This is a genomic window from Luteibacter flocculans (genome assembly GCF_023612255.1).
Classification (GTDB): Bacteria; Pseudomonadota; Gammaproteobacteria; order Xanthomonadales; family Rhodanobacteraceae; genus Luteibacter; species Luteibacter flocculans.
The window spans coordinates 547,795-572,452 of the sequence record NZ_CP063231.1; the positions used below are offsets into that span (position 1 = coordinate 547,795).

24 protein-coding genes are annotated in these 24,658 nt (G+C 65.7%); 14 read left to right on the forward strand and 10 right to left on the reverse strand.

Annotated features, from left to right (window positions below):
- Positions 1-3: 3 nt before the first annotated feature.
- The 4 genes from IM816_RS02385 to IM816_RS02400 all read right to left on the reverse strand — a co-directional run bounded on the left by IM816_RS02385 (position 4) and on the right by IM816_RS02400 (position 2,111).
- Positions 4-186 (reverse strand): DUF2061 domain-containing protein, encoded by a 183-nt coding sequence (locus IM816_RS02385; protein WP_250339640.1) that lies wholly within the window; start codon positions 184-186, stop codon positions 4-6.
- An 89-nt stretch (positions 187-275) separates the two neighbouring features.
- Positions 276-686, reverse strand: coding sequence for a hypothetical protein (locus tag IM816_RS02390; RefSeq protein ID WP_250339641.1), 411 nt, complete (start codon positions 684-686; stop codon positions 276-278).
- A gap of 10 nt (positions 687-696) precedes the next feature.
- Entirely contained in the window at positions 697-1,164 is a 468-nt protein-coding gene (locus tag IM816_RS02395; RefSeq protein ID WP_072322528.1) for an Mpo1 family 2-hydroxy fatty acid dioxygenase, read from the reverse strand.
- Positions 1,165-1,214: 50 nt separating this feature from the next.
- Complete coding sequence (locus tag IM816_RS02400; protein ID WP_250339642.1) at positions 1,215-2,111, reverse strand: phosphoribosylaminoimidazolesuccinocarboxamide synthase; 897 nt, start codon at positions 2,109-2,111, stop codon at positions 1,215-1,217.
- Positions 2,112-2,271: 160 nt separating this feature from the next.
- Between IM816_RS02400 and IM816_RS02405 the strand changes: the two genes are divergently transcribed.
- The 6 genes from IM816_RS02405 to IM816_RS02430 all read left to right on the forward strand — a co-directional run bounded on the left by IM816_RS02405 (position 2,272) and on the right by IM816_RS02430 (position 7,463).
- Entirely contained in the window at positions 2,272-2,583 is a 312-nt protein-coding gene (locus IM816_RS02405) for a c-type cytochrome (RefSeq protein ID WP_250339643.1), read from the forward strand.
- Positions 2,580-3,386 (forward strand): co-chaperone DjlA, encoded by an 807-nt coding sequence (gene djlA / locus IM816_RS02410; protein WP_072322531.1) that lies wholly within the window; start codon positions 2,580-2,582, stop codon positions 3,384-3,386. Before IM816_RS02405 ends, djlA begins: the two co-directional genes overlap by 4 nt.
- A gap of 98 nt (positions 3,387-3,484) precedes the next feature.
- Positions 3,485-4,156 (forward strand): ribulose-phosphate 3-epimerase, encoded by a 672-nt coding sequence (gene rpe / locus IM816_RS02415; RefSeq protein WP_072322532.1) that lies wholly within the window; start codon positions 3,485-3,487, stop codon positions 4,154-4,156.
- An 89-nt stretch (positions 4,157-4,245) separates the two neighbouring features.
- Positions 4,246-4,983: a hypothetical protein gene (locus IM816_RS02420; RefSeq protein WP_250339644.1), complete on the forward strand. Its 738-nt coding sequence runs from the start codon at positions 4,246-4,248 to the stop codon at positions 4,981-4,983.
- A gap of 95 nt (positions 4,984-5,078) precedes the next feature.
- Complete coding sequence (locus tag IM816_RS02425; protein WP_250339645.1) at positions 5,079-5,852, forward strand: SEL1-like repeat protein; 774 nt, start codon at positions 5,079-5,081, stop codon at positions 5,850-5,852.
- 813 nt (positions 5,853-6,665) lie between these two features.
- Entirely contained in the window at positions 6,666-7,463 is a 798-nt protein-coding gene (locus tag IM816_RS02430; RefSeq protein WP_250339646.1) for a hypothetical protein, read from the forward strand.
- Between the two features lie 57 nt (positions 7,464-7,520).
- Here the strand turns inward: IM816_RS02430 and IM816_RS02435 are convergent, their stop codons facing one another.
- The 3 genes from IM816_RS02435 to IM816_RS02445 are packed head-to-tail and all read right to left on the reverse strand — an operon-like array spanning position 7,521 to position 13,202.
- The gene (locus IM816_RS02435; protein ID WP_250339647.1) at positions 7,521-10,568 is read right to left on the reverse strand and encodes an efflux RND transporter permease subunit; all 3,048 of its coding nucleotides are present in this window, start codon (positions 10,566-10,568) and stop codon (positions 7,521-7,523) included.
- Positions 10,568-11,659: an efflux RND transporter periplasmic adaptor subunit gene (locus IM816_RS02440; RefSeq protein WP_250339648.1), complete on the reverse strand. Its 1,092-nt coding sequence runs from the start codon at positions 11,657-11,659 to the stop codon at positions 10,568-10,570. Before IM816_RS02440 ends, IM816_RS02435 begins: the two co-directional genes overlap by 1 nt.
- Positions 11,660-11,711: 52 nt before the next feature.
- On the reverse strand, positions 11,712-13,202 hold the full coding sequence (locus IM816_RS02445; protein WP_250339649.1) for an efflux transporter outer membrane subunit: 1,491 nt from the start codon (positions 13,200-13,202) through the stop codon (positions 11,712-11,714).
- Positions 13,203-13,296: 94 nt separating this feature from the next.
- Between IM816_RS02445 and IM816_RS02450 the strand changes: the two genes are divergently transcribed.
- Positions 13,297-13,989, forward strand: coding sequence for a response regulator transcription factor (locus tag IM816_RS02450; protein WP_250339650.1), 693 nt, complete (start codon positions 13,297-13,299; stop codon positions 13,987-13,989).
- On the forward strand, positions 13,986-15,173 hold the full coding sequence (locus tag IM816_RS02455; protein WP_250339651.1) for a sensor histidine kinase: 1,188 nt from the start codon (positions 13,986-13,988) through the stop codon (positions 15,171-15,173). Before IM816_RS02450 ends, IM816_RS02455 begins: the two co-directional genes overlap by 4 nt.
- 78 nt (positions 15,174-15,251) lie before the next feature.
- Here IM816_RS02455 and IM816_RS02460 read toward each other — a convergent pair whose 3' ends face one another.
- Entirely contained in the window at positions 15,252-16,064 is an 813-nt protein-coding gene (locus tag IM816_RS02460; protein WP_250339652.1) for a MipA/OmpV family protein, read from the reverse strand.
- A 286-nt stretch (positions 16,065-16,350) separates the two neighbouring features.
- Here IM816_RS02460 and pdsR point away from each other — a divergent pair, with 286 nt between their 5' ends.
- The 6 genes from pdsR (at position 16,351) to IM816_RS02490 (ending at position 22,490) form a co-directional block, all read left to right on the forward strand.
- Positions 16,351-17,040, forward strand: coding sequence for a proteobacterial dedicated sortase system response regulator (pdsR, locus tag IM816_RS02465; RefSeq protein ID WP_072322536.1), 690 nt, complete (start codon positions 16,351-16,353; stop codon positions 17,038-17,040).
- Positions 17,041-17,104: 64 nt separating this feature from the next.
- Positions 17,105-19,102, forward strand: coding sequence for an ATP-binding protein (locus IM816_RS02470; protein WP_250339653.1), 1,998 nt, complete (start codon positions 17,105-17,107; stop codon positions 19,100-19,102).
- A gap of 100 nt (positions 19,103-19,202) precedes the next feature.
- Positions 19,203-20,678, forward strand: a complete 1,476-nt coding sequence (trpE, locus tag IM816_RS02475; protein ID WP_072322538.1) for an anthranilate synthase component I — start codon at positions 19,203-19,205, stop codon at positions 20,676-20,678.
- Between the two features lie 69 nt (positions 20,679-20,747).
- The gene (locus IM816_RS02480) at positions 20,748-21,407 is read left to right on the forward strand and encodes a hypothetical protein (protein WP_250339654.1); all 660 of its coding nucleotides are present in this window, start codon (positions 20,748-20,750) and stop codon (positions 21,405-21,407) included.
- A gap of 93 nt (positions 21,408-21,500) precedes the next feature.
- The gene (locus tag IM816_RS02485; RefSeq protein WP_250339655.1) at positions 21,501-22,034 is read left to right on the forward strand and encodes a DUF4019 domain-containing protein; all 534 of its coding nucleotides are present in this window, start codon (positions 21,501-21,503) and stop codon (positions 22,032-22,034) included.
- A gap of 78 nt (positions 22,035-22,112) precedes the next feature.
- Positions 22,113-22,490, forward strand: a complete 378-nt coding sequence (locus IM816_RS02490; protein ID WP_250339656.1) for a hypothetical protein — start codon at positions 22,113-22,115, stop codon at positions 22,488-22,490.
- 26 nt (positions 22,491-22,516) lie between these two features.
- On the opposite strand, the gene IM816_RS02495 is transcribed toward IM816_RS02490, so the two are convergent.
- Together IM816_RS02495 and IM816_RS02500 are read right to left on the reverse strand one after the other, a co-directional pair.
- Positions 22,517-23,890 carry a leucyl aminopeptidase family protein gene (locus IM816_RS02495; protein WP_250339657.1) on the reverse strand — a complete coding sequence of 458 codons (1,374 nt, stop codon included), beginning with the start codon at positions 23,888-23,890 and terminating at the stop codon, positions 22,517-22,519.
- A gap of 68 nt (positions 23,891-23,958) precedes the next feature.
- Positions 23,959-24,657: an HAD family hydrolase gene (locus tag IM816_RS02500; protein WP_072322543.1), complete on the reverse strand. Its 699-nt coding sequence runs from the start codon at positions 24,655-24,657 to the stop codon at positions 23,959-23,961.
- Between the last annotated feature and the right edge of the window lies 1 nt (position 24,658).

Genomic DNA, 24,658 nt, shown 5'->3' on the forward strand with positions numbered 1-24,658 from the left:
GGATCAGGCGGCGCGTGCGATCGGAAGGTCGTGGCGCGTGTGCTTGACCAGATCACGACCCAGCGCGAACGCGATCGGCTCCGCGATGCCGACGAGCGTGCTGACGGCGAGGTTCTGGTTGACGGCGTAACTCATGGAGAACGCGATGCTGAAATGCGTCGCGGCATATTTGATTTTCCTGGCCATGGCAGGGCTCCCAATAAGAATGACTCTCATTATGGGGTCGCCCATGCTTAAGTCCAACGCATGGTTTGGATGGCGCCCATAGGCGATAACTATCGCCGAATCGCCGTCCCCACGATCATCGCCACCACCATGACCAGAGCCACGGCCATGCACGCGCTGGTGGGTTTTACCCGCCTCGCGTCGATGCGCGGGACCATCCACCAGAGCAGCCACGCGCCCAGCACCATGTCCACGACGAGCGAAGCGCGCATCCACGGCAGCACGAAGATCGATTGCCCAGGCTCGCGGCCATGCTGCGCGGCAATCACCAGCCCGCCCATCAACACGGCGGCCAACGTCCAGACGAGGCTGGCGAGGTAGGCGCGGTTGAACACCACCGGCGTCTTCTCCAGCCAGCGCAGGGCCAGCCATACGATGAGGGCGGGAACGACGGCGATGGCGCTGGAATAGATCACCCACCAGATGGCGGCGGAAAGCAGGGTCAGGAGCGACTGGGTCACGGCGTGTCCGTCAGTACGACACGCCGAAGCGGCCGAGGGCCTTGCTCATCAGCCATGCGGGGCCGATCAGCAGGTATTGGATGTCGGTGAGGAAGGAGGGGCGCCGACCTTCGATCTTGTGGCCCACGAACTGGCCGATCCACGCCACCACGAAGACGCCGATCGCGAGCCAGAGCAGCCCCGTGCTGCCGATGGCGCGGTAGAGCATGTCGGTGAACAAGGCCAGCACGATGAAGGCGCCGGCCATGGCGAGGCCGATCTTCCGCGACAGGCGGTAGTAGTAGAAGCAGAATGCCAGGAACATCGCCAGCACCGCCCAGAGCCCCGGGCGTCCGAGCCACAGCGGCACGGGGATCAGCCAGACCAGCGCGATCACCGTCCAGGTGATCGCGGGCACGCAGATCCAGTGGATCAGCCGGTTGGTCGGGTTCTGGTGGTCACGGCCGTAGTTGCCGAACCAGGTGGCTGCGTCGCGCATGGCATGCTCCGTGAAGCGTTAACCGTGAACCGTCAACCGGTAGCGGCGCCTCAATCTAGGCGGATGCCGGCGAGCTTGTCGAGCGCCTCGGCGTACTTTGCCGCCGTTCCTGCGATGACGTCTGCGGGAACCTGCGGTGCCGGCGGCTTCTTGTTCCAGCCGATACGTTCCAGGTAATCGCGTACGAACTGCTTGTCGTAGCTCGGCGGGCTGATGCCGACCTTGTACTCGTCGGCGGGCCAGAAGCGGGACGAATCGGGAGTGAGCATCTCGTCCATGATGTGCAGCACGCCGTGCTCGTCGGTGCCGAACTCGAACTTGGTATCGGCAACGATGATGCCGCGCTCGGCAGCGTAGGCGGCGGCGAAGGCGTAGATCTTCAGCGTCGCATCGCGCACGGCGTGGGCGAGTGGCGCGCCCACCGCAGCGACGACGGCATCGAAGCTTACGTTCTCGTCGTGGTCGCCCACCGCGGCCTTGGTGGACGGGGTGAAGATCGGCTCGGGAAGCTTCTGCGCCTGCTGCAGGCCCGATGGCAGGGTGATGCCGCACAGAGCGCCGGTGGCCTGGTAATCCTTCCAACCGGAGCCGATCAGATACCCACGCGCGATGGCCTCGACCGGCACCGGTTTCAGGCGCTTGGTGATGACCGCGCGCTTCGCGTACAGCGCCGGGTCCACGCCCGCAGGCAGCACCGAGGCGACGTCCTCGCCGGTGAGATGGTTCGGGATGATGTGCGCGGTCTTGGCAAACCAGAAGTTGGAGATCTGCGTCAGCATCTCGCCCTTGCCCGGAATGGGATCCGGCAGCACCACATCGAAGGCCGAGAGCCGGTCCGTCGCCACCATCAGCAGTCGATTGCCGGGCAGGGCGTAAACGTCGCGGACCTTGCCGCGGTGGATGAGCTCCAGGCCGGGCAGGTCGGATTGCGAGAGGGTGGTAGGCACGGCGGGACTCCGGAAGGTCGGCGATCCGCCCATTGTACCGGTGCGTCTTCCTCCGGGACGCACCGCCTGCGACGCTCTGTGGGATAACCGCGATCCATGGGCGGCGGACCGTGCCGATCCGCCTGCTAGAATCTTGCGTTACCGCCCCCATAGCCTCGTCATGCGAATCCTCACGACCGCGGCACTTGCCCTGGCCCTTTCCGCCCCTGTTTCCGCTGCGCCTCCTGCGAAGCCGGCGCGACTCGGGCTGTGCGCGGCCTGTCACGGCGAAGACGGCATGGCGAGAATTCCCGGCGCGCCCAACCTGGCCGGGCAGAAGCTCGACTACCTGCGCGAAGCGCTGCGCCAATACCGCGACGGTCGCCGCGACATCCCCGTGATGCGCGCCGCGACCGGCCCTCTTACCGATGCGGAACTCGACCAGCTTGCCGAGTGGTTCTCCGTCCAGACCCCTTCCAGGGCCGCTCAATGAATTTCACCGGCACTCTTATCGGCGCCGTGCTCGGCATGTGGCTGACGCACAACGTGCTCGGCGCCCTTGTGGGCGGCGCACTCGGCTTCATGTTCGACGCCAGTCGCCAGCAGCAACGTCGCCGCACCCCTGCGCAGGGCGGCTACATCGCGCCGCTGTTCGCGCTGATCGGCGCCGTCGCGAAGGCCGACGGACGCGTTTCCGAAGCGGAGATCGCCATCGCCGAACGGCTGATGGCGCGCATGGGTCTCGGCCAGGACGACCGCCGCACAGCCATCGACGCATTCAACGAGGGCAAGCAGCCCGAGTTCAACGCTACCGCCGTCATCGACGAATTGCGCCATTGGGTCGGTCACCGCCGCGACCATGCGTTCCCGGTCATCGACGTCGTGATCGAAACCGTGCTGGCCGAGGGCAATCCGTCGCCGGAGAAGATGGCGCTGCTGCGCCAACTGGCGTTCGCGCTGCGCGTCAGCGACATGGAATTGATGGCGCTGATGGCCATGAAGGGCTACGCGTGGAATGCCGGTGCGGGCGGTCGAAGCCAGGGTGGGCGGAGTCACGGCGGCGGCTACGTACCTCCGCAGCGAAACACGCAGGGCCCCGATCCGTACGCGATCCTCGGCATCCAGCGCGACGCCGACGATCGCGCGATCAAGCGCGCGTACCGCAAGCTGATCTCGGAGCATCACCCCGACCGCCTGGGCGATCTTCCCGAAGACATGCGTCGCCGCGCGGAATCCCGTGCGAGCGAGATCAACGCCGCATACGAGCGGATCAAGGCCGAGCGCGGCTTCAAGTGAGCACCGACGTGACGCCGACGCGGTAACCTTCGCGAAGGCGTTTCCCAGCCGCGACAGCGGCCCCGACGATCGACCCAGCGACCACACGGTACCTTCCCATGGCCAAGCAATCCCCCGTCATCGCCCCGTCCATCCTCTCCGCCGACTTCGCCCGCCTGGGCGAGGACACGCGCAAGGTGCTCGATGCCGGCGCGCAGTGGGTGCATTTCGACGTCATGGACAACCACTACGTGCCCAACCTCACCATCGGCCCGATGGTGCTGAAGGCCTTGCGCGATTACGGCATCGTCGAGCACATCGACGTGCACCTGATGGTCAAGCCGGTGGACCGCATCGTGCCGGACTTCGCCAAGGCGGGCGCGCGCAGCATCAGCTTTCATCCCGAGGCGACCGAGCACGTCGATCGCACCATCCAGCTCATCAAGGACGAGGGCTGCGAAGCGGGCCTCGTCTTCAATCCCGCCACGCCGCTGTCCTGGCTGGACTACGTCATGGACAAGATCGACATGGTGTTGATCATGTCGGTGAATCCCGGTTTCGGCGGTCAGAAGTTCATTCCCACCGCCCTGGACAAGATCCGCCACGTGCGCGAGCGCATCGACGCCAGTGGCCGCGCCATCCGGCTCGAAGTGGATGGCGGCGTCACGCCCGACAACATCGGCGCGATTGCCGCGGCGGGCGCAGATACCTTCGTTGCCGGCTCGGCCATCTTCAATGCCCCCGACTATGCGGACGTGATTCGCCGTATGCACGCGGCGATCGGCGGCTGAGTCCCAGGATCGCAAGTCTTCACGGTAATAAAGCGAACTCTGTAGTACAGTAAAGCCGCTCTTGGGGGCTACACACAGAGGACGCGCCGATGAAAAGGTTTTGCGCTTTTGTTCTTGCCGTGGCTGCGGCCACATCCCTGGCTGCTCACGCAGGCCAGCGTCCCCAACCGTTGCCCGACCAGAAGAGCCAGGTCGCCAGGTCGCTGATGCCGTGCCCCGGCGGCCTCGAACGGTTCCTGCCCGGCGACTATTACTTCTGCTCCGCCGCGCGGAATTTTTGGAGCGGCCATGAGGGCCTCGCGCGCGAAGGCCTGAAGGAAGCCGCACGCTGGGCGAGCAAGCCGGCGCAGTACGCGCTGGGCGTCATGTATTTCAACGGCGATCACGCGGAGAAGAACCGTCCGCTCGGTCTTGCCTGGCTGGCGCTGGCGGCGGAACGCCATGATCCGTCGTACGAGCCGACCTTCATTTCGGCCTACGGACAAGTGACGCCGGACGAGCTGGCGCAGGCCAATGCGTACTGGAAGGAACTCAAGCAGACCTACGCCGACGACGTGGCCGCGCCGCGTGCGGAGCGCCGCTTCGATCGCGAGTACCAGCAGATCGCATGGGCCACGAACTTCGGCGGCAGCATCTTCATCGACGGCGTGACCGTGCCCTACGGCTACGGCGGGACCGACATGCCGTTGCAGAGCGGATTCTCGCTCGGTCGCATCCTGCAGACGCAGAAGGCGATGTATTTCTACGGCTACGACAGCCACGTCTTCGTGGGCGATGCGGAGCTGGTGCCGATCAGCCAGGTGGCCTCCGCCGCCCGGAACAAGTAGGTGCGCAACGAAGTAACCCGAGAACGCCGTTCCTCTGCCGAGGGGCCGTTACGGGGTAGGGCAAGCAATCCAACGGAACCAGGGAGGTAGTGCTTATGTCAGTCGTAAGGATCGTTGCGTTCGTACTTTTCGGTGTCTCCGCCGTCGCCACCGCCACCGCGAGTGATGCGGTGCCGGATGCTTCCAGGGAGGCCATCAAGGCATCGGTCAAGTCCTGCGCCACCGGGCTCGAGCGATTGCTTCCCGGTGATTACTACTTCTGCGCCGGTGTGCGCGATTACGGCCAGAAGCACGATGGCCGTGCCATGGAGCGTTTTCGCGACGCCGCTTTCTGGGCGAGCAAGCCCGCGCAGTACGTGCTGGGTCTCTCGTATTTCAACGGCGACCATGGCAAGGCCAACCGCCCGCTAGGCGTGGCATGGCTGGCGTTGGCGGCCGAGCGGCACGATCCGCTCTACGAAAGCGCCTTCGCGCGTGCATACCTCGCCAGTTCGTCGGAGGAGCGGGCACAGGCAGATGCCTATTGGCGCGACTTGCGCAAGCAGTACGCCGACCCCGTGGCGGGCAGGCGCGCACGTCAGCGCTATCTCGCCGAGATGCGGATGATCGAAGCGGCCACGGCCGTCGGAGGATCCGTCTTCATCACGGGATTGTCGCCGCCGAACGGCGACGCCGTGGGACAGTTCGGTGCCGACGGAGACGCCAATCGCGTCGGTGGCGGTTCCAGTTTCAGCATGAACAAGTTGCTGTCCCGCGCCGGCGACGACTACTTCCGCGGCATGACGGGTACGGTCACGGTGGGTGAGGTGCAGCCCACTGACCTGGTGCCGATCGGCCAGGTGGCCTCACGCGTCCGCACGACTCAATAGCGAACGCAAAAAAAGCTCCCCCCGTCCGGGTTGGAGGGGGGAGTGAAGGATGCTCCCGGGGAGGAGCTCAGGGGAAAGAGGTCAAACGGGATACCAGTTCGGGTCCGGTTCGGCGGGCCCAGCGGCCGGCGCGCCTCCCTGCGAGCCGGCCGCGCCAAGGCCTTCCATGGCCGGTTCCACGAAGTCGTCGAAGAGATCCATGCGCATGTCTCCCGTCAGTGCAGGCCGAACAGTAGGCCGAGGACCAGGGCGCCGAGCGCGAGTGCCACGCGCAGGGGCTCGAAGTCGCGGTCGAGTTCGGTGTTGTCGGCGTCGGGCTTGGTTTTCATGGGTTCTCCTCCGGCGCCGGATGGCGCGCCGTGATGGACAGTGTCGGTGCCGCACACGGCGGGCGGAGCGTCCGTCGTAGGGCAATCCGCGGACCGTTTATGGCAAAGCGCGGGCAAAGGCTTTGTGCAGGCGTTGTGGGGCGTTCTTGCTTCGGCGTCGACAGATGCCTCCCGACGCGTACGTCGGTCCCGCGCCAGGGGATAGCCGCACTCCCTTGTGGGAGCCGCCATGGCGGCGAGAAGCCAACGAAGCAAGGGTGGGAGCCACCCTGGTGGCGAAAAGCCAACGAAGCGGTGTAGCGGTAAGGCAAGTTCCCATCGCCAGCAGGCTGGCTCCCACCGGCAAGCTCCCCTCGCCGCCATGGCGGCTCCCACTAAGTACGGCCAGATCGATCGTCGATTGCCATGCGGCGGAGATCGACTGTCCCTCGATTTGCCACAGACCGGCGCTATCGTGGGGGCGTCTCCCATCGAGGGCACCGCCATGCGTATCTCAGCCATCGCCACAGGTTTCGTTCTTGCGATAGCGACAGCTTTTGTCGCCAAGGCCGATGATATGAGCGTTCGGCGGGCATGGGACGATGCGCTCAATCAGCAGTGCCCCGGCGAGCATCTGACATGGCTTGCACCCGCGGACCTGCGCGACGCGCTGGATGACTACAAACAGCAGGCTTCCCCGCAGGACCGCCGCGCCATGGACGCCGCCGAGTTCAAGCGCTGCCGCGACGTGATGGCTGGCGCCAGTTGCGACAACCAGGCGGATCTCGTGTTAGCACAGGCACGTGGCGATTTGGCAAGCATCGCCGCCATGACCTGTGCAGAATTCGCGCATTGCGATGCGCAGTCGCAATGCGTACCTGCGTCCTTTCAAGCCCCCTCGGATACATCATCCGCACCGCGGTCCTCGGAAACCGCTGGCCTGTCCGAGACTCAGTGGAAGGTAGTGCTGGCCCGAGGCAGTCGCGGAGACGCCGGCGCCTTGGACACGCTCGTTGCCATTCGTGCGGGCACTGACGGCGATCGAGCCGAATCGATCGACGGAGCCATCAGTGACGCGTTACTGACGAATCCCAAAGAGGTCTTGTCGCTGCTGTCGACCCACCGCGAGCTTCCGCCCGCGTCGTGGTATTGCGAGGACCGTGCGATCGAACCCGACGAGGCAGACGTCGCGCGTTGGACGAATGCCGCAGTGACGTCGCTGAGTCATGTGTCCGATCCGGCGCTCGCGCCGATCCGATCCGCGTGCCTGTCGTCTCTTCGTCAGACCGCGGCGGCTCATTGATCCTCGCTGAGCCGATCGTGCGTCATGCATAGGCAACGACGCGACAGGCAGCGCGCCTCAAGCAGCATGACGCTCACGGAAGAACACGTCGTAGAGCAACGGAATGAGTCCAAGCGTAATCAGCGTACCGAGCAGGAGTCCGCCAATCAGCGTGATGGCCATGCCGGTCCAGAGCGCGCCGCCGAACAGCATCAGCGGAACGAGTCCGACGACGCAGGTCAGTTTGGTCATCACGATCGGTCGCAGGCGCTTCACCGCGGCCTCGATCACCGCGTCGTGATGGTGGCGACCATCGGCGACCTCCGCCTCGATCCTTTCCAGAAGCAATACGGCGTTATTGACGATGATCCCCGCAAGGGACAACAGGCCGAACGTTGCCATGAAGCCGAAGGGGTAGCCGGTCAACACCAGGGCGAGCGTGGATCCGATGAGAATGAAGGGGATGCCTGCCAGGATGATGGCAACCTTGCGGAACGAATTGAACTGCCAGACGAACAGCAACAGCATGCCGCCGATGGCCAACGGCATGTAACGGGTGAGCACGGCATTGGTTTCAGCGGAATCTTCGATCTCGCCACCCAGCGTGATCGCATAGCCCGGCGGCAGTGCGATCTGACGGATGCGCGGCGCAAGCGTCGTGGCGATCTCATCGGCCGTCATGGAAGGGTTGCGTGCGGTCACCGTGATGGATCGCATCAAATTGCGCCGTTGCAGGACACCTGGCTCGGAGTCCAACGTGATCGTCGCCAGGGCCGACAGCGCTACCGGGTCACCGCTGGCGCGATGAATCAAGGTGTCGCCCAGATCGGCTCCCGGCGCACGTTCGACGGCATCGCCCCGGATCACGACCGGCACGGCCGTGCCATTGTCCTGAATCTCGGTCGCCTCGTTTCCACCGAAGCGCGTTTGCAAAGATGCCATGACGTCGCTGCGGTTCAGGCCGAAGGCACGGAGCTTTTGCGGGTCGATGTCCACGCGATACCGAGGAATGCGCGGCCCCCAACTGTCCAGCACATCCTCCGTGCCGGGTAACGCACGTAACGCCGCGGCGACCTTGCTGCTCAGTGCACGAAGCTGGGCTTCGCCGGGTCCGCTGATCCGGTAGACCGCGACACCGGATTCCGTGGACCCCAACGAAAAGCGTTTGGGCTCGGCGTAGGCCTGCGGGTAGTGCTGGCTTAGATACGATCTGGCGCGCGCAATGACGGTGTCGACATCGGTGCCGGGTTTTACCGACACGGTGAAGTACCCGATGTTGGCGCCCGGCAGCGGCGGGTTCAGGCCAAGCACGATGCGCGGTCCCCCATCGGCAACGTATCCGATGCTGCTTTCCACCTCGGGATTCGCTTTCGTGTCCGCCAGCCACGTGCTGATCTGTCGTACGACGCTCAAGGTCTCGCGAGCGTCGGTGCCCGGCTGCAACGTGAGCGGGATCTGGAACTGCAGTCGATCGGATTTGGGTAGGAAGTCGTAGGGCAAATGAGTGAGTGTCCAGCCCGCCGCACCCAGGCAGAGAAGCATGGAGCCGAGATAAAGCGCCTTGTGCTCTAGCACCCATCCGATGGCGCGTCGGTAAGTGCGATAGAACGTCGATTCACGTGTGCTTTCCGCGTGTTCCTGAACATGCACGCGGGCGAAGTAAAAGCACAGCAGCGGCGTGACGGTGAGGCCCAGTAGCCATGATCCAAGGAGCGTCACCGCAAGCACCTCGGCCAGCGAGCGCATGTATTCGTTCGTGCTGGTATGGCCGAGAAAAAAGGGCGAGAACGCAAACACGATGACCAGCGTCGATACCAGGAGCGGAATGGCGAGCGTCCGCCCGGCTTCGATGCAGGCCTGCCGCCGCTCCTCGCCTGCCTTCAACCGCCGCTCGATGTCCTCGGCGATCACGATGCCGTTGTCCACGAGAAGACCCAGGGCGAGGATGATGGCCGCTATCGAGACCATCTGCAGCGCAATGCCGAACACGCGCATGATCAACAGCGAACTCAGGATGGTCAGAGGCACGATGGCGCCCACTACCAGACCCATGCGCCAGCCGAGAAAAAGCATGACCACGGCCATCACGATGACGACCGTCTCGCCCATGACGTGATGCATTCGGCTCATCTGGCGGGCGACGACATCGGCCTGGAACGTCACGATGTGTGCCTGAAATCCCGCCGGTAACTGCTGCGTCGCCTCATCGATGCGTTTCTTCAGGGCCTTGCCGAACGTCGCAATGTCCAACCCGTCCTGCATGGCGACGGAGACGACCACCGCTGTCTCGCCTCGATAGATGGCCGCGGCCTGGGGCGGGTCTTGGGGCATGGTCTGCACGTTGGCGACGTCGCCGAGCGGAATCTCATCATTCCCGTCTTCGCGTGGCACGGAGAGTTGGAATCGACGCAGATCGTCCGCCGAGCGAAGACGTCCCCCGACGCTCACGGACAACGCCATGCCCAATGCTGTGGGTTCGCCGGTCGAGGCGACGTCATTCTGTGCAGCCAGTTGCTGAGCGGCGGCAGCGGGTGTCAGTCCGAGCGAGGCGAGCTTCGTGCGATCGAACTGCACGTAGATACGTGTGTCCTGCATGCCGTTGAAGCTCACCCGCGACACACCATCGAGCGCGTACAGCGCCGCACGGAATCGATGGAGTGGCTCACGCATCTCGGCCGGAGAGAATCCGGGGGCGGTCACTGCGATCGATGCCACCGATACGCTGGCGAAGTTGTCGTCGAGAAAAGGTCCCAAGGTGCCTGCGGGATAGCCTTGCCCCACTTCGGCGAGCTTCGATCGGACGTTCAGCCACAGGGCATCCAGATCGGTGACGCGGTCGTAGGCCGTGAGTTGAATCACGACGGAGCCGGGCCGGGCATTGCTGACGATGGTCTTCAGGCCATCCAGTTCACGCAACCGTTCCTCGGCAGGCTTTGCCAGCATCGTTTCGACCTCGTCCGCTGGCATGCCAGGATGGCTGATCGACACGATGGCATCGCGCACGGTCACCGAAGGTTCTTCCTGGGAGGGGAAATGCAGGAACGTCCAGGTACCCGCCACGAGGATGAGTGCGGTGATGAAGAGGGTCAGGCGGCTCGAGGTGAGGGCCGATCGGGTCAGGAACATCACGGATTCTCCAATTCGCTGCCGCCTTCCCAGGTCACGACGGCCTGGCCATCGCTGAGGAACGCGGTGCCGGCTTTCACGACACGCTCGCCGATCGAGAGGCCTGCGCCGATCAAGGCGCGATCGCCACGGATTGCCGCTACGGTGACGGGGCGACGCATGACTTGTCCGTGGACGGCGTCGAACACGAACACGCTTCCTCTCCCGGCTGAAGCGTCCGGTATCAAGGCGGTCAACGGGATCGCCGTGTCGCGTTGGTCGGCCGATGGACTGCGCAGCTTGAGTTCCACCCGTTGACCGGGCAGCAGCCCACCCGGGGGCGCCAGCACACGAAAGATGCCCTCGGCGATCGCACCTTGCGCCATGTGCCGAGACAGGTGACTCAGTTGTACGTGGGCCCGAATGCCATCGGGTCCGATGAGCTGCGCGGTGTCGCCGACCGCAACGACCGAAGCGAGTTTGGCGGGCAGGGACGCAACGACTTCGAGCTCCGATTCGCCTTCGACGGTGAGCACGCTCTGACCCGCGGATAGATCGCCGCCCGGTTCCGCCATGCGGGTGACGACCGCTCCGGGAAACGGGGCGAGGATGCGGGTGTGTTCCACGTCGCGTTGTGCAAGCGCGACGGCAGCGTCTGCGGCCGTCGCCTTGCCGTGTGCGGCCTGCTCGGCGGCGCGTGCTCGGGACAGTGTGGACTGCGAGGCGGCCCCGTCATCGAACAAGGCCTGCTGCTGGCGCAACTGCTCGACCTGATCGAGCCATTCGCCTCGGGAGGCGAGTGCTTCCGAGCGCGCCTGCGCAAGCCGGAGACGTGCAGGCGCGGGGTCAAGGGTGGCGAGGGTGTCTCCCTGCGCGAATCGATCCCCCGGTTGCACGGCGACGGAAGCGAGTCGACCCGCCATGTCGAAGCCGAGTGTCGCGCGTTGTGCCTGACGCACCTGCCCCAGCACCGATGACGTGGCATCGGGTGCCGACGTCACCTGCGCCAGCACGACGTAGCGTTCGGCCGGTCGATGCCTTGGCGGCCTGTCGCAGGCAGTGAGAAGGCATACGGCGACCAGGCCGGCAGCCGCGAAAAGAGAGCGCATCATGAAACGGACTCCAGGGGTGGAAGACGAAACGGGGGAGCGGCGTGGCGCGTTGTTATCCGCGCCCTGGATTGGCGGACGGCGGCGAGGGAAGGTCGACGCCGTAGAACGCCCGGAAGACGGCCAGCCTGCTCACGGCCTGATCGCGCTCCGCCGAAAGGCAGTCCATCTGGACCTGAGCGGCATCGATGCTCTGCGACAACAGCTCGGAAGGATCTTCGAGGCCCGCCGCGTGTCGCGCCTTGGCCTTTTGAAGGCGCGCTGCGTCCGCAGCGCACAGGGGCGTCATCCGTTCCACACGCGTGGCGGCGGCTTGCCGTTCGTCCAGCGCGTCGGCGACCTCGCGAAAGGCGCGCTGCACCGTCGATTCATAGTCCGCGACGGCCGCATGCTTGCGCGCCTCGGCAAGATCCAGGTTCGCCCGACGCGCGCCGCCATCGAACAGGGGAATATCCAGTTGGGGCAGGAAGGTCCATCCGCCCGTGTTCGCACTGAACAGGTGCCCCAGATCGGGAGAGACGTGTCCCAGAGAAGAAGACAGGCGAATGGAGGGGAAGAACGCCGCACGCGCGGCACCGATGTTTGCATTGGCCGCACGCAGGCGTTCTTCGGCGCCGACGATGTCCGGCCGCGACAAAAGCACGTCCGATGGCAAGGAGGCCAGCGCTTGCGACATCGAATCCGTCCGCCCCAAGGAGGCCAGATTCGACGAAGGCGGCGACAACTGGTAGCCACAAAGCGATTGCAGATAACGCAGCGCCTGGGCGTGTTTGCGATCGGCATTCATGCGCGCAAGATGGGCCTTCGTCACGACGTCGCGTCGAGCCTGCAGATCGTCGGCCGACAGCGTGCCCACGGCGTGTTGTTTCTCCGCATGGGTCAGAAGAACGTCCGCCGCCTGATCGGCTTCCCGTGCCTTGTCGCCGATCTCGGCGGCGGCACGCTCGTCCACATAGGCGCCAAGCACTTCCGCGATGAGCGCGCCGCGTGCCTCGGTCTGCGCGGCCTTGCTGCTCAAGTAGTCGTGCGCTGCCGCGTCCGAGAGCGCATGAAGTCGCCCGAAGAAATCCAGTTCGTCATGCAGTTCAAGCGTTGCCGACGTGAAGTCGCGACCCAGCATCGCCTGCGCACCGGCGTCGTCCAGGTGGACGCGATCGCGTTGGGCGGCGGCATCCAGTTGAGGAAACAGGGCCGATCGCGCCGATGCGCGCTGCGCACGTGCTTGCGCAACCTCCGAGGCGACCTTGCGCATATCGGGGTTGCTCGCCAGCGCGGCGGCGACGATGCGGGCGCCCTCGCCATCGGGCGAGAATGAAGCGATGAAGCGTGCTTCGTCCGGGGAGAACGTGCTGTTCGGCGACGCCTTGCCGTCATTCGGACCCGCCGGCGCACGGGACGCGCTCAACGTGGAGGGCAGGGCAACCCCGGGGCGCTCGAACCGTGGCGTCAGTGAGCAGGCCGAGAGCAAGGCGCTGGCCGTCGCGAGGACAAGCAAGGCGATGGAGTGGGGCCAGAGCAGGCGATCATGGGGCGGGCGGCAGGGCATGACACGTCACTTGAATGTTAAGCTGCGCGCATTGTTCACCCGCTTTCTGAAGGCTTCATCGGCCTTTCTTCAAGATTTGATCAAGGAGACCTTCATGCGTCGTCGGGTGCTCGTTATCGAGGATGATGCCGATAGCGCAAGCATCCTCCTTGCCTATCTCGAGAAGGACGGATTCGACGTCCACGTCGCCCCGGACGGTCGCAAGGGCATCGATGCTCACGCGCAATGGAAGCCGGATATCGTGTTGCTCGACATCATGCTGCCCGAGGTGAGCGGCATCGATGTGCTGAGCGCAATCCGCCGTACCAGCGAGACCCCAGTGATCATGCTCACGGCCCTTGGCGACGAGCCCGACAAGATCGGTGCCCTGCGCTTCGGCGCGGATGACTACATCGTCAAGCCGTACAGCCCAAGGGAGGTCGTGGCTCGCGTGCATGCCGTGCTCCGGCGCGCCGTTCAATCCGCTTCCACCTCATCGAACACGACCTTCAGCGAAGGCCCGTTGATCGTCGACACCCAGGCAGTCACCGCCACGGTCAGCCATCCGGGACGCGACAGCGTCACGCTGGACCTGACGCCGACCGAATTCGGCATCCTCGCCATGCTGGTAAAGACGCCCTTCAAGGCGTTCACCCGCATGGAGCTCTTGGAAGCCTGCATGCCCGATAGCGATGCGCTGGAACGGGTGATCGACACGCACGTGCACAACCTTCGCAGGAAGTTGAGTGCGGAAGGCGTCAGCGGCGTTCTCGTGACGGTCAGGGCGGTGGGATACCGTTACCGATGACCACGCAAGAGCGACCGCCGGCGCCGCGCTCACGCTCGCTATGGCGGTGGGTGGCCGTACGCATGAGCTTGCTCGCCGTGGGCGTGGTGCTGCTCATCGCGCTGGCGATGTGGCTGCGCCTTGCGTTCGAGGTGTACGCGATCGAGCGGCGCATTCCGCCGGAAACGCTCGCGAAGATATCCGTCCTGAAAGCCTCCCCGGAGCAGAACGATCAGGCGCTCTGGACCTATCTGCGCCAGTATTACAAGGCGCAGGATCTCCTCCCCAGTGTCGTGGGTTCGGATTGGTTGATCTTCTACGCGCTGGTACTTGCCTCCATCCCGCTCATCATTGCCTTGGGCTTCCTGGCGTCTCGTCCTCTGTCGCGCCAGTTTTCGGTGGTTGCTGCGACGGCGCGGCGTGTGACCAGCGGTGATTTCTCGGCACGCGCCGAGCTGGTTCCCGGTGCGCCTCTGGAATTGAACCGGCTTGCGGAAGACTTCAATGCCATGTGCGAGAAACTGTCTCGCTACGAGCGCGAGGTACTCGAGTCCAGCGCCATCCTGGCGCACGAATTGCGCACGCCGCTGAACGCGGCCATGGGACGGGTCCAGGGCATCCTCGACGGCGTCTTCGCGCCGGAACCTGACCAGCTCACGCTGATCCACCGACAGCTCACGCAGCTCAATCGCCTGATCTCCGATCTTCACTTCCTGTCGATGGCCAGAGCCGGTGAACTTCACTTCATCGATGAACCGTTCGATATGGCTGAGCTCGTGGCTGAGCGCATGGCGTGGTCATCGCCGGCAATCGAGGAGGCCGGCATGGTGGCGACGTTCGATGCGCCCCCTGGCATCCTGTGGCACGGGGATCGTGGCCGCGTCGGGCAAGTGATCTCCATCCTGATCGAGAACGCACTGCGTTACGCCGCCGCGGGAAAGGCGCTGTCGCTTCGCGTACGCGCCAACGAGAAGGCCGTGACGATCGATGTGCAGGACCGCGGTCCTGGCATCGCAGAAGACGACCTGCCCCGTGTGTTTGATCGGTTCTGGCGTGCGGAGCATTCGCGAGGGCGTCATTCGGGTGGTAGCGGCCTCGGATTGTCGATCGCCGATGTCGTCGTCGAAGCTCACGGTGGATCGATCGTCGCCCGCAATCGTGATGGCGGCGGTCTGGTCGTCACGCTGACTCTGCCTTATCGCTGACGCGCAGGCGTCGACACCGTTCGATGCGTTCCCGGGGCGCGTGTGAGCAGCGTCGATCGCGGGGTGGGTGCCGCGCGTCTACAGGGAGTAATTCACGGCCAGTGCCGTACCCAGTGCCGTGTGCCGTTTGACGAGCGGGCTGTCGCCTGCTTTGCCCATGTAGTGGGTGCCTTGCAACACGAGGTTGCTTGACCAGTGCGGGCTGAACACGTGAGTCCAGGTGGCGCTGCCTGAATACGCGTACAAGCCGGCGTCGGCCTGATAGGCGGCATAGCCGCTGCGACGACTTTGCACAGGGGAGACGCCAAAATAGGCGCGATCGAAGGCGCGGTTGCCGGCGTGCAGGTCGGCGTTGACGGCCACGCTATCCGTCTCGCTCTGCCAAAGCCCCACTTCGACACCGGCGCGGTATCGCGCCCGATGCGTGCCGTCCTTGAGCGAGTACTCGGCTTCCGCGCTGGCTGAAAGCATGGCGTTGAACTGCTGCGCCACGATGGTGCGGCTCACGACGGAGCCGGCCACGTCGCCCATGCCGCGGAGCGTTCGCGAACCGGGACGAAACGTGCTGTCCCGGTCGACGCGGCCGAAGTCGTAATGCAAGGCCTCGCTGATCGAGAAGCCGCTTTCGGTCTGGTACTGCGCACCCAGACCGCGCAGCGTGTCGATGAACCAGGGGCCCTTCTGGATCGCGATCACCGGCAGGATCTGCACAAACGTCCGGTCCGAGCCGGCATAGCGTGGGCCCGTCACGGCGGCCACGCCGAACGCCGCCTGGTCGGCGGGGGCATCGGGTGCCTGCGTCGACTCGGCGGCGCTGGCCGCAGCGGCGACCGTGAACAGGCAAAGCGCACCGGTGGTGCGAACGGAACGGGGAGGTAGATGTCGTTGCATGGCGGGGTCTGTGGTGGGGGAGGGGTCATCCAGCCAGCGAGATGCGCGGAGGACGGATGCGGAACGTTAGGTCCGCGGTTTCAAGGCCCGATCCACGTTTCTTGAAGATTTGATGGAGACGCGGCAGCGGCATGTCCTTTCTCGCCAACCGACATCGGCCGGTGCGCGGGTCTGGCCGACGACGGCGGCTAAGGAGGCGAAACGCGGGCAAAACGGGGCGGGGCCTTGCGGTACGCGCGGGCGCGTAGCACCCTGCGCACGCCGATTCACTTTCACGGAATGCCCCATGGCCCGCAGTATCGCCATCGTCGAGGACGAACCCCTGATCCGCGCCAACTACGTCGAGGCGCTGAACCGCTTCGGCTACGAGACGCGCGGTTACGGTTCGCGTTCCGAGGCGTCGAATGCCTTTGCCATGCGCCTGCCGGAACTGGTGATCATCGACATCGGTCTGGGCGACGAGCCCGAGGGTGGTTTCGATCTCTGTCGCGAGCTGCGCGCGAAGTCGGCCACCTTGCCGATCATTTTTCTCACCGCTCGCGATTCGGACTTCGACGTCATTTCCGGTCTGCGCCTCGGTGCCGACGATTACCTCTCCAAAGACACCAGTCTGCATCAGCTCGCGGCACGCATCGCCGCGCTGTTCCGTCGCATCGAGTCGTTGAAGACGCCTGCCGCGAGCGAGACGGTCATCGAGCACGGCCCGCTGAAGCTGGAGTCCGAGCGCATGCGCGTGCTGTGGAACGGGATCGAGATCCCGCTGACGGTGACCGAGTTCTGGATGGTGCACACGCTGGTGCGCTTCCCGGGCCACGTCAAGAATCGTGACCAGCTCATGCGCGAAGCGGAGCTGGTGGTCGACGATGCGACGATCACCTCGCACATCAAGCGCATCCGCAAGAAATTCGTGGCGCTGGCACCGGACTTCGATGCGATCGAAACGGTGCATGGCGTGGGCTATCGCTGGACGCCGTGAGCATCGTTCGCCGTTCTAGCGACCGCGCGTTCCACGTCGCGCTTCGTTCCCGTCGCCACACCCGATGAGCCTGCGCCAGAAACTGCTGCTCGTGGCGCTGTGCACCCTGGCGTTGCCCGTCGCCGGGTGGCTCTACGTGCGCCAGATGGAAACGCTGCTGCGCGAAGGGCAGGCGCAGGCGCTGGTCGCCTCCGCTCGCGCCATGGCGCGCAGCCTGGTGGTCGTGGATGCCCCGCTGCCGCCGGCAGGCCCCGCGTGGTACGTGGAACGCACGCCGGTGCCGATCACCGTGGACGGCTACGCGGACGACTGGGCGTCGCTGAGCCCGTGGGCGCAGACCTTCGGCCACAACACGAAGGTGATGCTCGCCGAGGACGATCGCTGGCTCTACTTCTACGCGGACGTGCGCGCGCCGCAGCGCCATCGCGCCGACGCGGGCGATCGCCTGGTGCTGAGCGCCGATCACCTCATCATCTCCATCGCCAGCGGCGAGGATGCACAGCGCTACCTGCTCGCCAGTGCCGCGCCGGGGCCCACGACGGCGATCGCGCTGGATGCCGACGCCGGTGTGCTGCCCGATCGCATCAATGCCCAGTGGCAGGAGGATGGCAGCGGCTTCCACGTGGAATTCCGCCTGCCGCGTGGTCTTCGCCTCGACCGCTTCGGCCTCGGCGTGCACATTGCTGCCGACGGCGACAACGAGCCCTTGAGCGCCGACAGCCGTCCCTTGCTCGATTTTTCCGCGGCGCTCTCGCAGGAGTTGTCGCGCCTGGCGCCGGACGGCGTCCGCGTACGCATGCTATCTCCCGATGCATGGCTGATGGCGCAGAGCGGCAAGCTCGCCTTGCCGGACCTTCCCGCCGCCGAGCGTCCTGGCTGGTTCGCCTCGCTGGTCTATCGCTCATTGCTCGCGACGCGCCTCGACGACGACAGCGCCTGGGCCGAGGACGCGCCGCGGGTCGATCTGCCCGAGGTGCGTGAAGCGTTGCAGGGTAAGCCCGCCACAGCGTGGCGCGCGGGCGAGGCGCGTGGCAGCGTCGTGCTGGCGGCGGCGATGCCGGTGACGGTGCGCGGTCGACTGCATGGCGTGGTACTGCTCGAACAACCGAGCCGCGCAGTGCCGCTGCTCGCGAACCGTGCACTGTTCGGCTTGCTGCTCACGAGCTTCGCCGTGCTGCTCGTGGCCGGTGGCGTGCTGCTGCTGTTCGCGACACGGCTCACCTTCCGCCTGCGTCGCCTGCGCAACGCGGCCGAGCGGGCGCAGGCCAACGATGGTCGCCTGGAGGGACCGTTTCCGCTCACCGATGCCACCGACGAACTGGGCGACCTCGCGCGCAGCTTCGCGCGGTTGTTCGAGGTCGTGGGCGGTTATACCGATTACCTGCGCACGCTCGCGTCCAAGCTCTCGCACGAGCTCAATACGCCGCTGGCGATCGTCAAGTCGTCGCTCGACAATCTCGACCACGCCGGGCTGCCCCCGGAAGCGGAGCCGTACCTTGCACGAGCGCGCGACGGCGTGGCGAGACTTGGCGCGCTGGTTCGCGCCATGAGTGAGGCGAGCCGGATGGAGCGCGCCATTGCGGCCGCGGAAGCGGAGGACGTGGACCTCGCCGACATCGTGCGCGGCTGCGCGGAGGGCTATCGCGCCCTGGCCGGCGACCGTCGGCTGGAGACCGAGCTGCCCGCCGAGCCGGTGCCGATGCACGTCTCGCCCGAACTCATCGCCCAGGCGCTGGACAAGCTGTTCGATAACGCGCTTTCGTTCACCCCGCCGGGCGGCTGGCTGCGCATCGCGCTGCGGCCCACGGCCGAGGGCGCGGACATCACGCTATCGAACCAGGGGCCGCCACTACCGGCGGCCATGCAGGGGCGTCTGTTCGACTCCCTGGTGAGCCTGCGCGACAAGGCCACCCCAGGCGACGCACCGCATCTGGGCCTGGGCCTCTACGTGGTCCGCCTCGTGGCCGAGCGCCACCAAGGCACCGCCAGCGCCCGCAACGTGGACGACGGCGTCGCCTTTACCCTCCATCTGAAGGGCATGCCCCGCCAGCGGCTGGGGTAGAGGCCGGCATCCGGGCCCGTCGAAAGACGACGGCGCGCCGGATCACCCGTGCGGGAAACACACGGCTACAATCGGGCGTTCACCCTCACGACCCCAACCGATGATCTCCCGCGACCAATTCGACGCCTACGCCGCGCAGGGCCATACGCGCATTCCGCTGGTGCGCGAAGTGTTTTCCGACCTCGACACGCCGTTGTCGGTGTACCTCAAGCTTGCCGATGGCCCGTATACCTTCCTCTTCGAATCCGTCGAGGGCGGCGCCACCTGGGGCCGCCATTCGATCATCGGCCTGCCGGCACGGCGCGTGTATCGCCTGCGCGGCCATGAATTGGAGGTGGAGGAATCCGGCGAAGTGGTGGAACGCCGTCACCTCGACGATCCGCTCGCCGAGATCGAGACGCTGCGCAAGCAGTACGACGTGCCGCGACTGCCCGGGTTGCCCGACTTCACCGGCGGCCTCGTCGGGTACTTCGGCTTCGAGACCATCGGTTACATCGAGCAGCGCCTTGCGCAGTGGGACAAGAAGGACGAGCTCGGCACGCCCGACGTGATGCTGATGCTGGCCGACGAGGTCGCCGTGTTCGACAACCTCAAGGGCCGGCTCTACCTCATCGTGCATGCCGATCCGTCGCGGCCGCAGGCGTATGCCGAAGCGTCGCGCCGCCTCGATCAACTCGCCTTCCGGCTTCGCCAGGGCGGCGTGTCGTATCCGCAACTGTTGCAACCGGCTGCGCTGGACGAGTCCGATTTCAAATCGTCGTTCACTCGCGAGGAATACGAGGCGATGGTCCGCAAGGCGCAGGAATACATCCTTGCCGGCGATATCTTCCAGGTGGTGCCGTCGCAGCGTCTCAGCGTCGGTTTCAACGCGCGTCCGGTGGACGTCTACCGCGCACTGCGCGCGACCAATCCGTCGCCGTACATGTTCTTCATCGACATGGGGCCGACGCAGATCGTCGGCTCGTCGCCCGAGATTCTCGTGCGCCTCAAGAACGGACGCGTGGTGTTGCGGCCGATCGCCGGTACGCGTCGCCGTGGCAAGGACGACGTCGAGGACACCGCACTCGAGGCCGAGCTGCTCGCCGATCCGAAGGAGCGTGCAGAGCACCTCATGCTGATCGATCTCGGCCGCAACGACGTCGGCCGTGTCAGCCGCACGGGCACCGTAGAACTCGCCGAATCCTTCGTGGTGGAGCGCTACTCACACGTGATGCACATCGTGTCGCAGGTCGAAGGCGACATCCGCGACGACCTCTCGTACATGGACGTCATCAAGGCGACATTCCCCGCCGGTACCGTCAGTGGCGCGCCGAAGATTCGTGCGCTGGAAATCATCCAGGAACTCGAGCCGTTCAAGCGCAACATCTATGCAGGCGCGATCGGCTGGCTTGGCTGGTGGGGCGATGCCGATACCGCCATCGCCATTCGCACGGCGGTCATCCAGGACGGCCGGCTGCACGTGCAGGCTGGCGGCGGTGTCGTCCACGATTCCGATCCCGCCGCCGAGTGGGAAGAAACCATGAACAAGGGCCGCGCGCTGTTCCGCGCCGTGGCACAGGCCGCCAAGGGACTTTAGGCATCGCCACGGCGGCCCGTCGCTTCAGCAAGCGGGCCGCGTCGAATGCCTCACCGTGAAGGACGCACCATGAAGACACGTACGATCATTGCCGCTACCTCCCTCGCCGTCATGGCCGCCACCGCGCAGGCGCGTGAGCCGTGGACGGACGATGTCGCCTCGCGCACGCAGGCGCTCGCATTGCTGCAGTCGCTCAACGCGGACCTGCTCAGTCATCCAAGCGCCACGCTGACGTTGGAGCGCTGGTGCGGCGCTCATGCGCTGGCACCCGAGGCGAAGATTCTTGCGCGCCGCGTGAAAGGGCAGGACAAGCCGCTGCCCGCCGATGCACGCGAGACCCTGGGCATCGGCCCGGACGAGCCGGTGCGCTATCGCCGCGTACAACTGACCTGCGGCGATCACGTGTTGTCGGAAGCGGACAACTGGTACGTGCCGTCGCGTCTCACGCCGGAAATGAATCAGACCCTCGACAGCACGGACCAGCCCTTCGGCAAGGTGGTGCAGCCGCTGCATTTCCGCCGCCAGACCGTCAGCGCCGACCTGCTCTGGGCGCCGTTGCCTACGGGATGGGAAATGGACGCGCCACTGCCGGCCGCGCATAAGGCGCCGCTGGACATCCCGCACGAGGTGCTGCGCCATCGGGCGGTGCTCTATACCGGCACCAACCAGCCTTTCAGCCTCGTGGTCGAGACCTATACCTCCGAGGTGCTCGCCTTCGGGCGGCGTTGATCGGCTACAACAAGCCGCGTATCCCTTCCGGCTGACTTGGCAGCGGGCGGCGCACGCCCGAAGCTGGCTTCGTCCCATGACGGAGAAGGGACCGTGTCTTCGGTTTACCCACAGCCTCATACCATTCCCGCTGCTGGCGTCCCACGCACGCATGCGTTTGCCTCGCTGTTGAGCATCCGCAACGCACCGCGTCTCGGTCCTCAGCCCAACTCGCTCGACAACGCCGTGGCGTGCGCCACCCATTGGGTGCGTCTCTCCGACGACCGCCGCCCCGATGCCATGTGGCTGGAGGCTGGCGCGTTGATGCAGAAACGGGTGCCCCGGCAGGAGTGGACGCGCTACCTGCGCCGCATTCGGCTGGACCGCGGTGCACTGATCAGCCGTGAATGGTGCGAAGTGGCGCGCGTACGCGATCCTGTCGGACTCCCGCCGGGCGATTACCTCAACGTGATCTTCGTTGCGCACTATGCGCGTGCCGCGTTGTTCGAAACGGTGTCGCTCGCGCCTGGCGGCAACGGATGGCTGCCCGTGGGTTACATCATCCGGCCGATGCACCAGCCGCTGCAAGGGCATGGTCGCCTCGGGTCATCTGCGGCGGCGGATGGACACGACGCAGGGAAGTCCTGAGCGAAGACGCGACGTGGGCCGATACCGGTGCTAAAGGCCGGTGGCATACTGGCTCGCGTGTCCGCAAGGAAATGCACCATGAGCGACTTCGACGCGCCCGCCCGCCTCTATACCCGACCACCCATGACGCGCGGCGTCGATCCGCAGCGGATGAACTGGCTATGGCAGTTGATCCTGCAAGCGACGGATCTCGATCCGAGGGACGTGCGCAGTGCGCTCAACGCCATCGGCGTCGGCGCCACCGACAAGCTGCTGGCCAGTTGGCAGGTCACCGACGCCCACGAGGACTATTTCCCGCTGACCATCGCCGAACTCGAGCGCAACCTGCGCGCCGTCATCGCGTGGAAGGCGAAGCAGGATCAGGCGGCGGAAGGCGCGGCCGATGCAGAAAACGAGAACTCAGCGGCGGACGACGCCACCGCTGACACTGAGGTCGGCAAAACCGACGAGAGCTGACGATCGGCGTTGCCGATCGCGATCGATCAGGCGTAACGCTCGGAAAGGAACCGGAAGAACGCCCGAAGGCCCTGCGCCTCGCCACCGCGCGGATGCGCCGGACGATCGCCGTCGTTCCACGAATACGTGTCGAGATGCATCCAGTTCTGGCTGTCCGGCACGAAGCGCTCCAGGTACAGCGCGGCCGTGACCGCACCCGCGTGACGCGAAGGGCCCGCATTGGCGAAATCCGCCACGTACGACTCCAGCATGCGCCGGTACGGCCGCCACAAGGGCAGACGCCAAAGCGGATCGTGCACGACGTCGGCGGCGCCCAGGACGTGGTCGGCCAGTGTGTCGCGATTGGTGAACAGCGCAGGGAGTTCGGGCCCGAGCGCCACACGCGCGGCGCCGGTCAGCGTGGCGAAATCCACGATGAGGTCCGGCGATTGCTCTGCCGCGAAGGCCAGAGCATCGCACAGCACCAGCCGCCCTTCGGCGTCCGTGTTGTCCACTTCCACCGTATGGCCGGCGCGCGTGCGGATCACGTCGCCCGGGCGCATGGCATTGCCCGAAATCGCGTTCTCTACCGCGGGCACGAGCAGGGTGAGCCGCACCGGCAGCTTGGCTGCCATGACCAGGCCCGCGAGCGCGATCGCGTGCGCAGCGCCGCCCATGTCTTTCTTCATCCAGCGCATGCCATCCGACGGCTTGATGTCGAGTCCGCCGGTGTCGAAGCACACGCCTTTGCCGATCAGCACGAGCTTGGGATTGGAGGCCTTGCCCCAGGTGAGTTCGATCAGGCGCGGTGGGCGGTGGCTCGCACGGCCCACCGCGTGGATCGTGGGAAAGTTGCCTTCCAGCAACTCGTCGCCCACCCACTCGCGCACCTTCGCCTTGTGCTCTTCCGCATGCTCGCGAATGGCCTGCGCGAGGTGTTCCGGGCCCATGTCCTCGGTCGGCGTGTTCACGAGGTTGCGCACCTGCGTCGTGGCCGCGATGACCGGTGCCAACGCGCGCAACGTGGACGGACTCACCACAAGCTGCGCCGGCTTGCGCTCGGCCGCGCGGTAACGATCGAAACGGTAGGCGCCAAGCGCCCAGCCGAGCGCGGCGAGATCGCGGTCGTCCACCACGCCTTCCGCGGCGAGCTCGTAGACACCTTCCGGCAACCGATAGGGCAGCGCACCGAGCGCCGCCATGGGCAGATGGCGATCCGCTCCTACGAGCACGCGCGCCACACCGTCGACGCCCGGTAACAGCGCGAGCGCGCCGGGCACGGGACGAAATCCGGTGGCGGCCAGCCATTGCTTTTGCGCGGCGTCGAGGCGTGCTTCGGTGGCGGCCATGCTGCCCGCGTCCACGGTCTCGATGAGGATGGCGGTGCGTTTTCCGGATTTGCGTTCGATCAGCGGCGACATCAGGTCTCCCAACCTCGCGGTCGTTGCCAACCGCGTCAATGCATTGTTGCTATCAGTAGATCGCCATTCTAACTGTCCGTCGAGACCGTGGCGTCAATCCATTCAGCGAGCGCTGCCATGTCGGCGAATTCGAGATCGGGAGCAGGGCCGTGCGACCAGCGTTCGCCCGTGCGATTGAGCCATGCGGTGCGCAGCCCCGCTTCGCGCGCGCCCACCACATCGAGCATGGGATCGTCGCCAACGTGAAGCATGTCACCGGGTGCGATGGCCAGCGCTTCCGCGGCGGCGAGAAAGATCTGCGGGTGCGGCTTGGCGACGCCCACGCCGCTGGCGTTGAGTCGCGTGTGGAAGAAATGATGCAGCCCGATGACTTCCAGGTCGGCGTTGCCGTTGGAAATGCTGACCAGCGGAACGTGCCGCGCGATGCGCTCGAGTGCCGGCAGCGTATCCGGATAGAGTTCGACGTTGTTGCGGGCGGCGAAGTAGATGCGCCACAACTCGTCCACCGGCGCGTCGTCGATGCCGCAGGCAGCGAAGGCGTGGCGAATGGTCAGTCGCCGCTGTTCGCTGAAATCGTGGGCGAGGTGCGTGTTTTCCCGCGCGATCTTGTCGCGCAGCTCGCGCATGGCCTCGATGGGCCATGCGCTGGCGACGTCGGGATGATGTTGCTGGAGCCAGCGATCGACGCAGTGCTCGGCCTCGATCAGGGCCGGAAGCACCGGCCACAGGGTGTCGTCGAGATCGAGCGATACCGCGCGAACCGCCACG

Coding starts and splice junctions, on each gene's coding strand:
- IM816_RS02450 (WP_250339650.1), top strand. CDS start 13,297: ATGCGTCGTCGGGTGCTCGTTATCGAGGATGATGCCGATAGCGCAAGC.
- IM816_RS02445 (WP_250339649.1), bottom strand. CDS start 13,202: ATGCCCTGCCGCCCGCCCCATGATCGCCTGCTCTGGCCCCACTCCATC.
- IM816_RS02385 (WP_250339640.1), bottom strand. CDS start 186: ATGGCCAGGAAAATCAAATATGCCGCGACGCATTTCAGCATCGCGTTC.
- trpE (WP_072322538.1), top strand. CDS start 19,203: ATGATCTCCCGCGACCAATTCGACGCCTACGCCGCGCAGGGCCATACG.
- IM816_RS02395 (WP_072322528.1), bottom strand. CDS start 1,164: ATGCGCGACGCAGCCACCTGGTTCGGCAACTACGGCCGTGACCACCAG.
- IM816_RS02405 (WP_250339643.1), top strand. CDS start 2,272: ATGCGAATCCTCACGACCGCGGCACTTGCCCTGGCCCTTTCCGCCCCT.
- IM816_RS02495 (WP_250339657.1), bottom strand. CDS start 23,890: ATGTCGCCGCTGATCGAACGCAAATCCGGAAAACGCACCGCCATCCTC.
- IM816_RS02460 (WP_250339652.1), bottom strand. CDS start 16,064: ATGCAACGACATCTACCTCCCCGTTCCGTTCGCACCACCGGTGCGCTT.
- IM816_RS02480 (WP_250339654.1), top strand. CDS start 20,748: ATGAAGACACGTACGATCATTGCCGCTACCTCCCTCGCCGTCATGGCC.
- IM816_RS02490 (WP_250339656.1), top strand. CDS start 22,113: ATGAGCGACTTCGACGCGCCCGCCCGCCTCTATACCCGACCACCCATG.
- IM816_RS02455 (WP_250339651.1), top strand. CDS start 13,986: ATGACCACGCAAGAGCGACCGCCGGCGCCGCGCTCACGCTCGCTATGG.
- IM816_RS02425 (WP_250339645.1), top strand. CDS start 5,079: ATGTCAGTCGTAAGGATCGTTGCGTTCGTACTTTTCGGTGTCTCCGCC.
- IM816_RS02420 (WP_250339644.1), top strand. CDS start 4,246: ATGAAAAGGTTTTGCGCTTTTGTTCTTGCCGTGGCTGCGGCCACATCC.
- rpe (WP_072322532.1), top strand. CDS start 3,485: ATGGCCAAGCAATCCCCCGTCATCGCCCCGTCCATCCTCTCCGCCGAC.
- IM816_RS02440 (WP_250339648.1), bottom strand. CDS start 11,659: ATGATGCGCTCTCTTTTCGCGGCTGCCGGCCTGGTCGCCGTATGCCTT.
- djlA (WP_072322531.1), top strand. CDS start 2,580: ATGAATTTCACCGGCACTCTTATCGGCGCCGTGCTCGGCATGTGGCTG.
- IM816_RS02435 (WP_250339647.1), bottom strand. CDS start 10,568: ATGTTCCTGACCCGATCGGCCCTCACCTCGAGCCGCCTGACCCTCTTC.
- IM816_RS02470 (WP_250339653.1), top strand. CDS start 17,105: ATGAGCCTGCGCCAGAAACTGCTGCTCGTGGCGCTGTGCACCCTGGCG.
- IM816_RS02430 (WP_250339646.1), top strand. CDS start 6,666: ATGCGTATCTCAGCCATCGCCACAGGTTTCGTTCTTGCGATAGCGACA.
- pdsR (WP_072322536.1), top strand. CDS start 16,351: ATGGCCCGCAGTATCGCCATCGTCGAGGACGAACCCCTGATCCGCGCC.